15 protein-coding genes are annotated in these 13,379 nt (G+C 32.8%); 11 read left to right on the top strand and 4 right to left on the bottom strand.

The window, feature by feature from the left end:
• The first annotated feature begins 133 nt into the window (after positions 1–133).
• The 4 genes from mutY to gldD are packed head-to-tail and all read left to right on the top strand — an operon-like array spanning position 134 to position 3,549.
• Entirely contained in the window at positions 134–1,174 is a 1,041-nt protein-coding gene (gene mutY / locus ACOYLT_RS00550) for an A/G-specific adenine glycosylase (protein ID WP_422851883.1), read from the top strand.
• A gap of 45 nt (positions 1,175–1,219) precedes the next feature.
• A complete protein-coding gene (locus ACOYLT_RS00545) occupies positions 1,220–1,657 on the top strand; it encodes a single-stranded DNA-binding protein (protein ID WP_422851882.1) in 438 nt (145 codons plus the stop codon).
• A 25-nt stretch (positions 1,658–1,682) separates the two neighbouring features.
• Positions 1,683–2,978 (top strand): gliding motility-associated protein GldE, encoded by a 1,296-nt coding sequence (locus ACOYLT_RS00540; RefSeq protein WP_422851921.1) that lies wholly within the window; start codon positions 1,683–1,685, stop codon positions 2,976–2,978.
• Positions 2,979–2,985: 7 nt separating this feature from the next.
• On the top strand, positions 2,986–3,549 hold the full coding sequence (gene gldD / locus ACOYLT_RS00535; RefSeq protein WP_422851881.1) for a gliding motility lipoprotein GldD: 564 nt from the start codon (positions 2,986–2,988) through the stop codon (positions 3,547–3,549).
• 47 nt (positions 3,550–3,596) lie between these two features.
• Here gldD and ACOYLT_RS00530 read toward each other — a convergent pair whose 3' ends face one another.
• Complete coding sequence (locus tag ACOYLT_RS00530; RefSeq protein ID WP_422851880.1) at positions 3,597–3,962, bottom strand: heavy-metal-associated domain-containing protein; 366 nt, start codon at positions 3,960–3,962, stop codon at positions 3,597–3,599.
• A gap of 106 nt (positions 3,963–4,068) precedes the next feature.
• Here ACOYLT_RS00530 and ACOYLT_RS00525 point away from each other — a divergent pair, with 106 nt between their 5' ends.
• On the top strand, positions 4,069–4,935 hold the full coding sequence (locus ACOYLT_RS00525; RefSeq protein WP_422851879.1) for a DMT family transporter: 867 nt from the start codon (positions 4,069–4,071) through the stop codon (positions 4,933–4,935).
• Between the two features lie 48 nt (positions 4,936–4,983).
• Here ACOYLT_RS00525 and ACOYLT_RS00520 read toward each other — a convergent pair whose 3' ends face one another.
• Positions 4,984–7,038, bottom strand: a complete 2,055-nt coding sequence (locus ACOYLT_RS00520; RefSeq protein WP_422851878.1) for a M16 family metallopeptidase — start codon at positions 7,036–7,038, stop codon at positions 4,984–4,986.
• A gap of 10 nt (positions 7,039–7,048) precedes the next feature.
• Positions 7,049–8,404, bottom strand: a complete 1,356-nt coding sequence (locus ACOYLT_RS00515; protein WP_422851877.1) for a M16 family metallopeptidase — start codon at positions 8,402–8,404, stop codon at positions 7,049–7,051.
• Positions 8,405–8,631: 227 nt separating this feature from the next.
• On the opposite strand from ACOYLT_RS00515, the gene rplU reads away from it, so the two are divergent.
• Positions 8,632–9,093: a 50S ribosomal protein L21 gene (rplU, locus tag ACOYLT_RS00510; RefSeq protein WP_422851876.1), complete on the top strand. Its 462-nt coding sequence runs from the start codon at positions 8,632–8,634 to the stop codon at positions 9,091–9,093.
• Positions 9,094–9,111: 18 nt separating this feature from the next.
• Entirely contained in the window at positions 9,112–9,372 is a 261-nt protein-coding gene (gene rpmA, locus ACOYLT_RS00505) for a 50S ribosomal protein L27 (protein ID WP_133532615.1), read from the top strand.
• A gap of 300 nt (positions 9,373–9,672) precedes the next feature.
• On the opposite strand, the gene ahcY is transcribed toward rpmA, so the two are convergent.
• A complete protein-coding gene (ahcY, locus tag ACOYLT_RS00500) occupies positions 9,673–10,989 on the bottom strand; it encodes an adenosylhomocysteinase (RefSeq protein WP_422851875.1) in 1,317 nt (438 codons plus the stop codon).
• Between the two features lie 138 nt (positions 10,990–11,127).
• Between ahcY and ACOYLT_RS00495 the strand changes: the two genes are divergently transcribed.
• From ACOYLT_RS00495 to ACOYLT_RS00480, 4 genes are all read left to right on the top strand, one after another.
• Positions 11,128–11,883, top strand: coding sequence for a 4'-phosphopantetheinyl transferase family protein (locus ACOYLT_RS00495; RefSeq protein WP_422851874.1), 756 nt, complete (start codon positions 11,128–11,130; stop codon positions 11,881–11,883).
• Positions 11,883–12,596 carry a geranylgeranylglyceryl/heptaprenylglyceryl phosphate synthase gene (locus ACOYLT_RS00490; RefSeq protein ID WP_422851873.1) on the top strand — a complete coding sequence of 238 codons (714 nt, stop codon included), beginning with the start codon at positions 11,883–11,885 and terminating at the stop codon, positions 12,594–12,596. The genes ACOYLT_RS00495 and ACOYLT_RS00490 overlap by 1 nt, the downstream gene beginning before the upstream one ends.
• Positions 12,596–13,201 (top strand): nicotinamide riboside transporter PnuC, encoded by a 606-nt coding sequence (gene pnuC / locus ACOYLT_RS00485; protein ID WP_422851872.1) that lies wholly within the window; start codon positions 12,596–12,598, stop codon positions 13,199–13,201. The genes ACOYLT_RS00490 and pnuC overlap by 1 nt, the downstream gene beginning before the upstream one ends.
• Positions 13,180–13,379: DUF4301 family protein (locus ACOYLT_RS00480; protein ID WP_422851871.1), on the top strand; the 200-nt coding region annotated here is incomplete at its 3' end. The genes pnuC and ACOYLT_RS00480, both read left to right, overlap by 22 nt.

Below are 13,379 nucleotides of genomic sequence, written 5' to 3'. Positions count from 1 at the left end.
TTTCTTTCGTATTTAAATATTATGTGTAATTTTTTGAGGTTGCAAATATATGAATTTAAAAAACAATATTTCAAGCATAATCTATTAAAATTTAATCACATAAAGATTTATTTTTGCAAACATTAATTCAGCTATGAAATTTTCCAACTCTCTAATTCAATGGTATTTACAAAATAAACGTGATTTACCATGGCGAAATAATAGTAATCCATATACTATTTGGCTCTCCGAAATAATGCTCCAACAAACAAGAGTAGCGCAAGGGCTCCCTTATTTTTTACGTTTTACAAATGCCTTTCCTGACGTTTTTGACCTAGCAAATGCGACTGAAGAAGAAGTATTAAAACTTTGGCAAGGATTAGGATATTATTCTCGCGCAAGAAACTTACATCAAACGGCAAAAAAAATAGCTTCTGAATTCAATGGTGAATTTCCAAAAACGTATATTGAATTAGTAAAACTAAAAGGCATCGGCGAATATACTGCTGCAGCAATAGCTTCTTTTGCTTACAATGAAGATGTCCCCGTAGTTGATGGTAATGTCTTTCGAGTTTTGGCTCGTTATTTTGATATTGAGACTGATATTGCTTCGTCTGTAGCAAAAAAAGAATTTACTCAACTAGCAAACGAATTGTTGCCCACAGGAAAAGCCAATATTTTCAATCAAGCCATAATGGAATTTGGAGCTTTACAGTGCGTTCCAAAAAATCCGGATTGTGGCAATTGTATTTTTAACAAGAGTTGTTTGGCTTTAAAAAACAAAAAAGTGACACAGCTGCCAGTAAAATTGAAAAAATTAAAAGTGAGGCACCGTTTTTTTAATTATTTGGTTTTTTCAGATTCTACAAATAAAACAATCGTAAGGAAACGAACCGAAAAAGGCATTTGGCACAATCTATATGAGTTCCCATTACTTGAAACAGAAAAAGATGATAAAATACAAAATCTTTTAGAATTAATTCAAAACCAAAACTTTGTAAACAATACAATTGACACTTTAGAGTTATGGAATTCGGAAACTTTGATTCACAAATTGTCACACCAACATTTATACATCAAATTTTGGAAAATTAAAGTTAACGGCACTATTGAAAATGGAATTGACTGTAAATCAGCTTCGGAATTACCCTATCCTATTGTAATTTATAATTTTATTGAAAAAGAATGGTTTTAGTTTTCAAAAAAAGCACTAAATTTGAGGTAAACATTTAAATAAAAAATGAACGGTACATTAAATAAAGTAATGCTAATAGGTCATCTTGGAGATGAGGTGAAGATGCATTATTTTGAAGGAGGAAATTGCATTGGCCGCTTTCCTTTGGCTACCAATGAAGTTTATATTAATAAGCAAACAAACGAAAAAATTACTTCTACAGAATGGCACAATTTGGTGTTAAGAAATAAAGCTGCCGAAATTTGTGAAAAATATTTATCCAAAGGAGATAAAATATTTGTAGAAGGCAGAATAAAATCACGTCAATGGCAAGCTGAAGATGGAACAACAAAATATACCACTGAAATTCAAGTTACCGAGTTTACTTTTCTGACAACAAAAAAAGAGATTGACGGAGTAAAATCTCCCCAAAATTTAGACACAAAAAACACTAATTTTGAAGAATCTAACTCGGCTAGACCAGAAAACGACTTGCCTTTTTGATATTGTTTAATTAACCATGACACTATTGGACTCTGAGCCCAGTTTAACTTTATTAGCTAATTTAGATACAAACTTACTTTTTGGAAGTATAGCTATTGTTTTTTTCTTATTTTCCTCTGCTATGGTTTCTGCTGCGGAAATAGCACTGTTTTCACTAACCCAAAATGATTTAAAAATTCTTTCAGAAGAAGATGCCTCAAAAGCTAATCTAATTTCAAAACTAATACAACGACCAAAAAAATTATTAGCCACGATATTAGTTGCCAATAATTTCAGTCATATTGGCGCGGTAATCATTTTTTCATATGTAGGCAATGAAATTTTCGCTTCCATACAATCTCCAATAATAAAATTTATTGTAGAAGTCATACTAATAACCTTTTTGATATTGTTGTTTGGTGAAGTTTTACCCAAAGTTTATGCTAGTAGGAACAACATGAAATTTTCAAAATTTATTGCACAACCTTTGACTATTTTGGATAAACTATTATCTCCCATAAGTTTGCCAATGCGAGCTGTTACTGTTTTTTTGCATGAAAAACTAGGAAAACAAAAAACAAGTATATCGGTTGACCAATTATCACAAGCTTTAGAATTAACATCTTCGGAAGACACAACGTTTGATGAACAAAAAATTTTAGAAGGCATTGTTTCTTTCGGGAATACTGACACAAAGCAAGTTATGAGTCCAAGAATAGATGTTTTTGCTATTGAAATTGATGAAACATTTGCTGAGATTTGCCCAAAGATTATTGATAAAGGATATTCAAGAATTCCTATTTATAAAGAAAATATTGATCATATAGAAGGAATTTTATTCGTGAAAGATTTAATTCCTCATATCAATAAAAAAGAATTCGATTGGAATAAATTGATGAGAGAACCATTTTTTGTTCCCGAGAATAAAAAACTTGATGATTTACTAAAAGATTTTCAACGTATGAAAAGTCACTTAGCAGTCGTTGTTGACGAATATGGCGGAACATCAGGATTAGTTTCTTTAGAAGATGTAATTGAAGAAATTGTGGGTGATATCTCGGATGAATTTGATGATGAAAATTTAAATTTTTCGCAAATAGATGATAAAAATTTCCTTTTTGAAGGAAAAATTAACTTAAAAGATTTCTATAGAATTATAGATGTTGATGAGGAAGCTTTTGAAAATAGAAAAGGGGAAGCTGAAACCTTAGCAGGATTTATTTTAGAAATATTAGGTAACTTTCCCAAAAAAGGACAAAAAATTCATTTTTCAAATGTATATTTCACCATTGAAGTGGTGGATAAGAAAAGGATAAAACAATTAAAAGTAACATTAGAATAATTACAGCATGATAAAAAAAATAATTGGTTTATGCTATTTTGGAATGATTTTGATTTTTACTAATAGTTGCAAAAATGATGTGCTACCAAAACCAGCAAGTCAGTTGCGCTTAGATTATCCAGTTGCCACATATGCGCACTTTAGTAATGATTGTCCGTTTGAATTTGATATGAATGAAGATGCCATAATCACACAAGATAAAAATTGTGATTTTTCAATTAAATATCCAAAAATGAAGGCAACTATTTACCTTAACTATAAAACGGTAGATAACAATCTGAATGATTTGTTGAAAGATGCTCAAACACTAACCTATAAACACGTTATAAAAGCCGATGATATTTTGGAACAGCCTTATATAAATAGTGATAAAAAGGTATACGGAATGTTTTACCGCATTGATGGAAATGCTGCGACGAATTCGCTTTTTTATGCTACAGACAGCATTAAACACTTTGTAACAGGTTCTATTTATTTTTATGCAAAACCAAATTATGATTCGATTATGCCCGCAGCGGACTATGTCAAAAATGATATGCAGCGTTTGTTGGAAACGATTAAATGGAAATAAAAAAAGGAGCTCATTGAGTTCCTTTTTTAGTTTAGTATATTTTATTTTTAATTAACCTTAACTTCTAAAACTTTATACGTTTCACCATCGCCAGTAGTTTGAACTGCATCTACTATATCTTTTGAGGAAAGAACAGCAGCATCAAAATTAACGATAGCTTCTTTTTTGTCAAAATCAACAGCAGCTTTTTGAATACCATTCATTTTTGATAATTTGGTTTCTATGGTTTTAGCACACCCAATCGCGCATGTCATTCCTTCAATTTTGAAACTCGCTGTTTGCGGTTTTGCAGCAACGGTTCCTACTTTTTGTTCTGTTTTTGTTTCTTTTATAAGTTTTGATGCTTTCTCTTTGCAACTAAAAAATAGACCAGACACGAGAGTTAAGGTCAATAAAGATTTTAAAAAATTCATTGTGATATATTTATTAATCAATGGTTTTTATTCAAACAAAAATAATTAAAAATTTAAGATATTATTCTTAAAATAATTACAAAATTTGAACTCGAAAAACACAACTATGAAATCACATCAGTTAAAATGGTTAATTCTTTTTGTTCTTGCCTTGATATGGGGAAGTTCATTCATTTTAATAAAAAAAGGATTGATAGGTTTAAACCCATTTCAGTTGGGTTCACTTCGAATTATTTTTTGTGCCTTGTTTCTTTTGACAGTTGGTTTTAAAAACATATTGACCATTCCGCTGCACAAATGGAAATACATCGCCTTGACTTCTTTATTCGGGACTTTTATACCGGCTTACCTTTTTGCGATTGCTCAAACAGAGATCAACAGTACGGTGAGTTCAATTCTCAATTCTTTAACCCCCCTGAATACGCTAATTCTTGGCGCGATTGTTTTTGGTTTGGATTTTAAGCGGACGCAAATTTTTGGCGTAATCGTAGGGCTTATCGGTACAATGTTGTTGATTTTCAACGGTGCCATTCACAACCCGAATCAGAATTACTGGTATACCATTTTGGTCTTGATTGCTTCTGTCTGTTATGCGATGAATGTGAACTTTATCAAAAAATATTTATCCGATTTAAAACCATTGACCATAACCGTTGGGAACTTTTTAGTGATGTTGTTTCCTGCTTTAATTGTATTGTCTTTTACCGATTTCTTTTCGGTGGTTCAAGTAGAAGAAGTGCAACACGCGATGATTTTTGTAGCCATTTTGGGTATTATCGGTACTGGTATTGCCAATGTGTTTTTTTATAAACTGATACAAATTTCTACTCCTGTTTTCGCTACTTCGGTAACTTATTTGATTCCTGTGGTGGCTTTCCTGTGGGGGATTTTGGATAATGAGATGCTTACATCATTACAGTTTTTTGGTGCATTTATAATTTTGATAGGCGTTTATTTAGCAAACAAAAAATAAAAAAGTCCCGAGTATTCGGGACTTTTAATTTATTGAAAAATGTATCGGCTATTCAAAATCAGCATCTGAAATGCCGTCATTAATTTTCACATCATCAACTTTGATATCTAATTCAATTCCAACATTCATAATAGTGTTGAAAGGAACTTTCACTCCTTTTACATCTCTATAATCATTGAAATAAGTAACGCTTGTCATTTTTTCACCTCCTTTTTCATCTGTTGTTGACTCTGCAGTTTTAAAACCAGTTTTTACGTCAAAGAAATAGGTAGTATCACCATCCAAAACAGTATAAGCATCGCCACCATTCATTGGTTCAACTCCTGTAACTGTTACCCCAGGTTTTGTTGCTAACAACGTTTCATTGAATAGTACAGCATTCTCTTTTGCTTTTGCTAATTCCTCTCCTTCAAGAACTTTCTTTTGGCCTTGTTGTGACACATAAGCAGTATTACCATTCACTACTTGTTTCATCAAAGAACCCATTCCAGCCATTGATAATTCTAGTGCCATTCTTCCTTTCGAGTCTGTTTTTAAAGAATAAGACAAAGGCATTGGTGCTTGTGGAATTTTGGTAGTACCATTAAAAGAGATTGATTTTACTGTTTTAATTGCTTTGTCACCTCCGATAGCTTTAACATAACCATCAATTACAGTTTTAACAGTAACTCCCGCAGGAACTGGTTTTTTCATTGCCGGTTTTTCAGTAGGATTACCAAATTTATCGAAATAGAACATCGGGATTTTTAGATTTTCTAATGCAGTAATTACTTCTGATCCCTTGCCAGTAATGACAATTCTTAAATTATCAGCTAACATATATTTATTAGCTACCCTCATAACATCATCCGCCGTAACAGCATTGATGTTTTTGATATAGTTTTCATAAAAATCTGCTGGTAAACCTTCTGTCTCTATGTTTAAAGCATAACGAGCTACAGTGGCAGGTTTTTCAACTTGCATCACAAAACGTCCAATGTATCCCGCTTTTACACTGTTTAGCATTTCATCCGTAACCTTTTCAGTTCTTATTTTTTTCAGTTCTTTTAGAGCTTCTACAACGGAACTGTCAGTAACGGCATTTCTTACTTGAGAATTGGCTTTAAACATACTATAAACATTTTTGTTAAACCCTACACTAGAACGTGCGCCATAGGTCCAACCGTGTTTTTCTCTTAGATTCATGTTTAGGTAACTGTTGAAATCTCCTCCAAATACTTGATTTGCTAGGATAACTGGGAAGAAATCTGGGTCAGACATTTTTAAGTTTACCGTATTAATCAATGAAATTTCAGATTGAACCGCATTAGGCATATCCACAAAGTTGATTTGTGTGTATTGAACATTGCTAGGATTAGTATATGTTAATCTTGGAGCTGTTGCTTTTACCCATGATCCAAATAGTTTTTCAACTGTTTTTTTCACTTCTTTGATTTTTACATCTCCTACTACTACTAAATAAGCATGCTCAGGAACAAAATAAGTTCTGTAGTTGTTTTTTACGTCTGCTAAAGAAACATTATTAATGGTTTCTTCTGAAAGGTATTCACCAGAAGGATGACTTTTACCATAAGCTAAAACGTTTTCAACTCTTCCTGCTACCGCTGTAACACTTTTTTCTTGCGTTTTTAAGCCTTCGATTAATTTATCTTTTTCTTTATCAAATTCTTCTTGAGTAAAGTTTGGCGACAAAGCACCTTCTGCCATTAATTCCAGGATTCTTGAAGCATATTTTGACAATCCGCTTGCATATGCGCCAGACGAAAAGAAGTTTATGTTTGCTCCTAGAAAATCGATTTCTTCATTGAAAGCATCTTTAGATGTTTTTGTTGAACCGTTTCCGATTAAGCTACTTGTTAAATCATCAACACCTTTTTTATCTCCTTCAGCATAGGGAGTATTGTCTATACTTAAATTAAATGAAACCCTAGGAAGTTTATGGTTTTCAACTACTAAAACTTTTAATCCGTTTGGCAACGAAAAAATTTCTGGTTTTTTTATGTTTATTGATGGTGCTGGACCAGGTTTCGGCTGAGTTCTGTCTTGTGCTTGCATAATAAAAGTTAAAAACAAGCTTGATACTATTATAATTGATTTTTTCATTTTCTTAAGTTTATTTGTTTTGCTTCGCCTGTTCACCTTCGTTCGAGTCAGCTTTGTCTTTTGCAGCAACGTAATCAAGGATTAAACGTTGATTAGGATTTAAGAATTTTTTTGCCACAGCTCTAATTTCTTCACGAGTGATAGAACGATACATGTCAATTTCAGTATTGATTAGATTTACATCGCCATACAATAAATAGTATGTCGCCAAATTTTCTGCAACACCTTCAACACTTGCATTGTTGTCAACATAGTTGTTTTCATTGATGTTTTGTAATTTTTGAAAATCTTTCTCAGAAATCAAATCTGTTTGTAATTTCACAATTTCTTCATCAATTTCTCTTATTAAATCAACTGAAGTGTTTTCGCCTTGTGGCATTCCATAAAGAATATATTGACCGTAATCTTCTTGACTATAGTTGAATGCGCCAATTTGTAGGGCCATTTTTTTATCGTCAACAATTTTTTTATACAATTTTGAACTTTTTCCTTCACTTAAATAAGTAGAAATCATATCTAAAATTCTAGCGTCACGAGTTTTCATTGATGGGGTTCTGTAGGCAGCAACCACCATTGGTTTTTGGATGTTTGAATCTTCAAAAGAAGCATGAATAGTTTCTGTAATTGGTGCTTCAACAAAAGTTTCTTTTTTCAATTCTACTCCCCTTGGAATTGGACCAAAATATTTTTCAATCCAAGCTTTGGTTTGAGCTACGTCAATTTGCCCGGCTACTACCAAAACAGCATTGTTAGGCGAATAGAATTTTTTGTTGAAAGCTTGAAATTCTTCAAGTTTTGATGCGTCTAAGTGAGCCATAGAGCCAATAGTTGCCCAACGGTATGGGTGCACTTTGAACATGTTTTTCTTTACCTCAGCAATCAATTGACCATAAGGCTGATTGTCTACACGAAGTCTTTTTTCTTCTTTTACAACTTCGTTTTGGGTATCTACGCCAATTTGGTTAATTACAGGATGCATTAAACGTTCTGACTCCATCCATAAACCTAATTCGGTATTGTTTGATGGGAAAACTTCGAAATAATAAGTCCTATCTTCAGAGGTATTGGCATTATTAGTTCCTCCATTGGAAGTTACTGTTTTCATCCATTCACCTCTTTTGATGTTTTCTGTTCCTTCGAATAATAAATGTTCAAAAAAGTGAGCAAAACCTGTTCTTTCTGGGTTTTCGTCTTTTGAACCTACATGATACATTACTGAGGTAATTACAACTGGCGCAGACGGATCGTTGTGTAAAATAACGTGCAACCCGTTTGGCAAATCATATTCCTCAAAAGCTACCTTTTGGGCATGAGCCATTCCTCCAAGCATAAGCATTGAACTTAAAGCGATTAGTGATTTTTTCATAAAAAATTAAATTTTTTTCGTTGATTACGTAGGTTAGTAGTCCAACCATTTGATTTGTTACATCAAAAGTACTTTTTTTTCTTTGAATTTGTAAGAATTGAAAAAAATATCTTCCACATTTTTAAATTTCTTAAAAAGTAGTTACAAACTTTTTTTAGGAAAGTGTTGCGTGTAAAACAAATAGTAGTATATTTGCACACTTAAAAAATTAATTAAACATCATTGTTATGTACGCAATCGTAGAGATAGCAGGGCAACAATTTAAAGTAAGCAAAGACTTAAAGGTTTATGTTCACCGTTTGGCTAATGAAGAAGGTTCAAAAGTTTCTTTTGACAAAGTTCTTTTATTAGACGATAATGGAAACATTACTTTAGGCGCCCCAGCTATAGAAGGTGCTTCAGTAGAAGCCAAAGTGTTACAACACTTAAAAGGAGACAAAGTAATCGTTTTCAAAAAGAAAAGAAGAAAAGGTTACAAGAAAAGAAATGGGCACAGACAATCTTTCACTCAAATTCTGATTGAAGGTATTAGCGCAACCAGTTCAAAAAAAGCGGTTAAAGCAGAGAAAGTAACAGCAGAACCTAAAGTAGAAAAAGCAGAAAAAGCAGTAAAAGTAGCAGCGCCAAAAGCGCCAAAAACTACTAAAGTAAAGAAAACTGATGCTACTGCAACTGAAGATAACATTTAATATTTAAAATTATACGTCATGGCTCACAAGAAAGGTGTCGGTAGTTCTAAGAATGGTAGAGAATCAGAATCCAAACGTTTAGGCGTAAAGATTTATGGTGGTCAAGCAGCCATAGCTGGAAATATCATCGTTAGACAAAGAGGTTCTAAACACAATCCAGGAGAAAACGTTTACATGGGTAAAGATCATACCTTACATGCAAAAGTTGATGGAATTGTGAAATTTCAGAAAAAAGGAGAAAACAAATCTTTTGTTTCTATCCTTCCATTCGAAGCATAAGAACAACTCTAATTATCATATAAAACCAGTTCATTGTAATGAACTGGTTTTTTGCTTTTAATCTGAACTTGTTTCAGATTCTAATTATTTTATTTAGCTAGTAACCCTGTTATTTTTTAGAGTCCATCCCTGTTTCCCAACAATACTTCTTCGAAGATTTTCATTATATTCAGCGCTATTGAGAATGGGATTATTTCTATATGAAAACCCCTTGCATTTAAAGTGAACTAAATTCAGTTTAAAGACAAGGGATTTTATAATAAACTTCCTACTTTGTGTTTAGTACACTTGGTTCTTTTGTTAGTATCTGTAATACTCTGGCTTGAATGGCCCTTTAACGTCAACACCAATATAATCAGCCTGGTCTGTGCGTAAGGTTTCTAATTCAACACCTAATTTTGCTAAGTGTAACATCGCTACTTTTTCATCTAAATGTTTAGGTAACATATAAACTTCGTTTTTGTATGCCGCGCTGTTATTCCACAATTCTAATTGCGCCAATGTTTGGTTAGTAAATGAGTTACTCATTACAAAACTTGGATGACCTGTAGCACAACCTAAGTTTACTAAACGACCTTCAGCTAAGATAAGGATGTCTTTTCCTGCGATAGTATATTTATCTACTTGTGGTTTGATTTCTACTTTAGAAGCTCCGTGGTTTTTGTTTAACCAAGCCATATCAATTTCGTTGTCAAAGTGACCAATGTTACAAACGATAGTTTTGTCTTTCATTTGCTCAAAGTGAGAACCCAAAACGATATCTTTATTTCCAGTAGTGGTAATGATAATATCAGCTGTAGCGATAACGGTATTTAATTTTTTAACTTCAAAACCGTCCATAGCAGCTTGTAAAGCACAGATTGGATCAATTTCAGTAACGGTTACAATAGAACCGGCGCCACGGAAAGAAGCAGCAGTTCCTTTACCAACATCACCATATCCACAAACAATAACTCTTTTTCCAGCTAACATAATATCTGTTGCTCTACGAACAGCATCAACTGCTGATTCTTTACAACCATATTTGTTATCAAATTTCGATTTAGTAACTGAGTCGTTCACATTGATTGCTGGCATGAATAAAGTGCCGTTTTTCATTCTTTCGTATAAACGGTGAACACCAGTAGTAGTTTCTTCAGATAAACCTTTTATGCCAGGAATTAATTCTGGGTAACGGTCAAAAACCATATTGGTTAAATCGCCACCATCATCTAATATCATGTTCAATGGTTTTCTATCTTCGCCAAAGAATAAAGTTTGCTCTATACACCAATCAAAAGATTCTTCGTCTAAACCTTTCCAAGCATATACTTGAATACCAGCAGCGGCAATAGCAGCAGCAGCTTGATCTTGAGTAGAAAAAATATTACAAGATGACCAAGTAACCTCCGCTCCAAGCGCAATTAATGTTTCAATCAAAACAGCCGTTTGGATTGTCATGTGAAGACATCCTGCAATACGAGCTCCTTTTAAAGGTTGGGTAGTGCCAAATTCTTCACGAAGCGCCATTAATCCTGGCATTTCAGCTTCTGCTAATTCAATTTCTTTTCTTCCCCAAGCTGCCAAGTTAATATCTTTAACTTTATAAGCTACAAATGGTAATGTTTGTGTACTCATCTATTATGTATATTTGTTTTTTTAATTTCGATGCAAAGCTACATAATAGAAAAGAATTAAAAAAAGGTTTTTTGTTTTTTTGTGAATTGTTTAGTCACTTAATTTTCTGAAATACAAACAGATAATTTTAATTTACCCATGCCGTTATTCAAAACCATTTCTTTAAATAGTTATACTCAAGTTTTTCTCTGGAAAATTACGGAGACTTTTGATGAATTATTTCGAAGTGTGGTATTAAGAGATGTTTCGCTTGCAAGACTAGGAGGCATGAAATCAGAAAGTCATAAAAAAGGTTTTTTGAGTGTGAGAAGACTATTGATAGAAGCTGGGTATAGCGACTTTGATTTGTATTATGATAATTTTGGAAAACCACATTTGAGAGATGCGGGAAGCGGGAAGCGGGAAGTAGGGAGTGGTAAGCAGGAAGTAGGAAGTGATATCCATCTTCCATCTCCCATCTTCCAACTTCCATCATCTAGCCCAAAACACATCTCTATTTCACATTCCCATAATTTTTCGGTTATTACTATTAGTGATGAGATTATAGGAATTGACATAGAAATGCTAAAAACCAAAACCTTAAAAATTGCGCCACGCTTTATGGATATTTTTCATTTGGAAAATCTTTCTGAGGAAAATCAACTTATTAAAGCAACTGTTATTTGGGGCATTAAGGAAGCTGTATTTAAAATAAAAAACGAAATAGGCATTAGTTTTAAAGATCATATTTTTGAGCAAGATTTTAGTTTAGATAATAAAAAATGCACTGTTGAGTTAAGATTTAATGCAAAAGTTGAATACTTTGATGCAGTTTTCGATTGTATAGAAAATTATGTTTTTGTATGTGCGTTTAACTCCGTTCCGTTCGGCTCAGCCTCGGGTGAAAAGAAGTAATGAAAGATATCTATAACAATATTCTTAGTGCAAAATTTCAGCTTATAAAGCTTTTAGCCATACTACTGGATCCAGATAAATTGGATTTGGATAAAATACCTGAACTAGTTTCAAAAATAAATAAATCGCCTGCAACTCACATTTTGGTAGGAGGAAGTTCTTTTGAAGGCAACAATTTAAATGAATTAATAATTGCAATAAAAAGTAAAACAAGTTTGCCAATTTTACTTTTTCCTGGTCATTCTGCCCAAATCTCTGCTGAAGCCGATGGTATTTTATTTCTACAATTACTCTCGGGAAGAAATCCTGATTATTTAATTGAACATCAAATTGAAGCCGTATCAATTTTAGAAAAAACAAATTTAGAAATTATTTCCACAGGTTATATTCTGATTGAAAGTGGTGGCCAAACAGCTGTAGAAAGAGTTAGTAAAACCAAACCTTTAGATAGAAATAATGACGATTACGTTTCCCAAACGGCCAAAGCAGGAGAAATGATTGGCAATAAACTAATTTACCTCGAAGCGGGAAGCGGAGCACAAAAAGCTATTCCTTTGGAAATGATTTCTTCTGTTTCAAAAAGAATTTCAATTCCTTTGATTGTTGGCGGTGGAATTCGTTCCAAAAAAGCAATAGAAGAAGCTTTTAGTGCTGGTGCAGACCTAGTAGTCATTGGAACTGCGTTTGAAAATGACATAAACTTTTTTGACTAATGCTTGAATTCCTGTTTTCTCAATATAGAAGCTATCCTACCTATGAAATTGTCTTGGAAATTACCGCGATTATTTTCGGGTTATTGAGCGTTTGGTTTGCCAAAAAAGATAATATTTTGGTTTTTCCAACAGGTATTATCAATACAGCTATTTATGTTTATTTGCTTTGGAAATGGACATTACTCGGTGATATGTTGATTAACTTTTATTATGTAGTCATGAGTATTTATGGTTGGTATCACTGGACACGTAAGAAAGATAATGTAGTAGAATATCCCATTTCAAGAATGACATTCTCAGAAAAGAAATGGTCATTCATCATTTTTCTGTTAACAATTCTATTTGTAGTGATGGTTTACACATTTTTTGATAAATTTACCCATTGGACATCGTATGTTGATACTGTAGTCACAGGAATTTTTTTCGTTGGAATGTGGCTAATGGCAAGACGAAAAATAGAGAATTGGATTTTATGGATAGTAGGTGATATCATTTCAATACCAATGTATTTTTTTAAAGGGTATTCGTTTACGAGTATTCAGTATTTAATTTTTACAATTATTGCCATTTATGGCTACTTAGAATGGAAGAAAAAATTGCAATAGATATATTAAAAGAGAAAGGTTTCACAGAATCTGATTTTGAGCAAATTAAAGCTCACGGCATTTCGTTGTCAAAAATCGCCAATGAACTTTCCATTTTTGAGGAAGGAATTCCCAAAGTCAATTTGGAAAAACCAGCTACTTTAAATGATGGTATTGTAAAATTATCTATGGCAGAATT

This window comes from Flavobacterium sp., assembly GCF_049318185.1.
GTDB lineage: Bacteria > Bacteroidota > Bacteroidia > Flavobacteriales > Flavobacteriaceae > Flavobacterium.
The sequence above is the reverse complement of the archived record's forward strand: the minus strand, read 5'-3'. Positions and strand labels throughout refer to the sequence as shown.

What these genes read in the sequence shown, in the direction of transcription:
- ACOYLT_RS00495 (WP_422851874.1), top strand. Translation starts at nt 11,128, where the DNA reads ATGCCGTTATTCAAAACCATTTCTTTAAATAGTTATACTCAAGTTTTT.
- ACOYLT_RS00515 (WP_422851877.1), bottom strand. Translation starts at nt 8,404, where the DNA reads ATGAAAAAATCACTAATCGCTTTAAGTTCAATGCTTATGCTTGGAGGA.
- gldD (WP_422851881.1), top strand. Translation starts at nt 2,986, where the DNA reads ATGATAAAAAAAATAATTGGTTTATGCTATTTTGGAATGATTTTGATT.
- mutY (WP_422851883.1), top strand. Translation starts at nt 134, where the DNA reads ATGAAATTTTCCAACTCTCTAATTCAATGGTATTTACAAAATAAACGT.
- ACOYLT_RS00525 (WP_422851879.1), top strand. Translation starts at nt 4,069, where the DNA reads ATGAAATCACATCAGTTAAAATGGTTAATTCTTTTTGTTCTTGCCTTG.
- ACOYLT_RS00520 (WP_422851878.1), bottom strand. Translation starts at nt 7,038, where the DNA reads ATGAAAAAATCAATTATAATAGTATCAAGCTTGTTTTTAACTTTTATT.
- ACOYLT_RS00545 (WP_422851882.1), top strand. Translation starts at nt 1,220, where the DNA reads ATGAACGGTACATTAAATAAAGTAATGCTAATAGGTCATCTTGGAGAT.
- pnuC (WP_422851872.1), top strand. Translation starts at nt 12,596, where the DNA reads ATGCTTGAATTCCTGTTTTCTCAATATAGAAGCTATCCTACCTATGAA.
- ahcY (WP_422851875.1), bottom strand. Translation starts at nt 10,989, where the DNA reads ATGAGTACACAAACATTACCATTTGTAGCTTATAAAGTTAAAGATATT.
- rpmA (WP_133532615.1), top strand. Translation starts at nt 9,112, where the DNA reads ATGGCTCACAAGAAAGGTGTCGGTAGTTCTAAGAATGGTAGAGAATCA.
- rplU (WP_422851876.1), top strand. Translation starts at nt 8,632, where the DNA reads ATGTACGCAATCGTAGAGATAGCAGGGCAACAATTTAAAGTAAGCAAA.
- ACOYLT_RS00490 (WP_422851873.1), top strand. Translation starts at nt 11,883, where the DNA reads ATGAAAGATATCTATAACAATATTCTTAGTGCAAAATTTCAGCTTATA.
- ACOYLT_RS00530 (WP_422851880.1), bottom strand. Translation starts at nt 3,962, where the DNA reads ATGAATTTTTTAAAATCTTTATTGACCTTAACTCTCGTGTCTGGTCTA.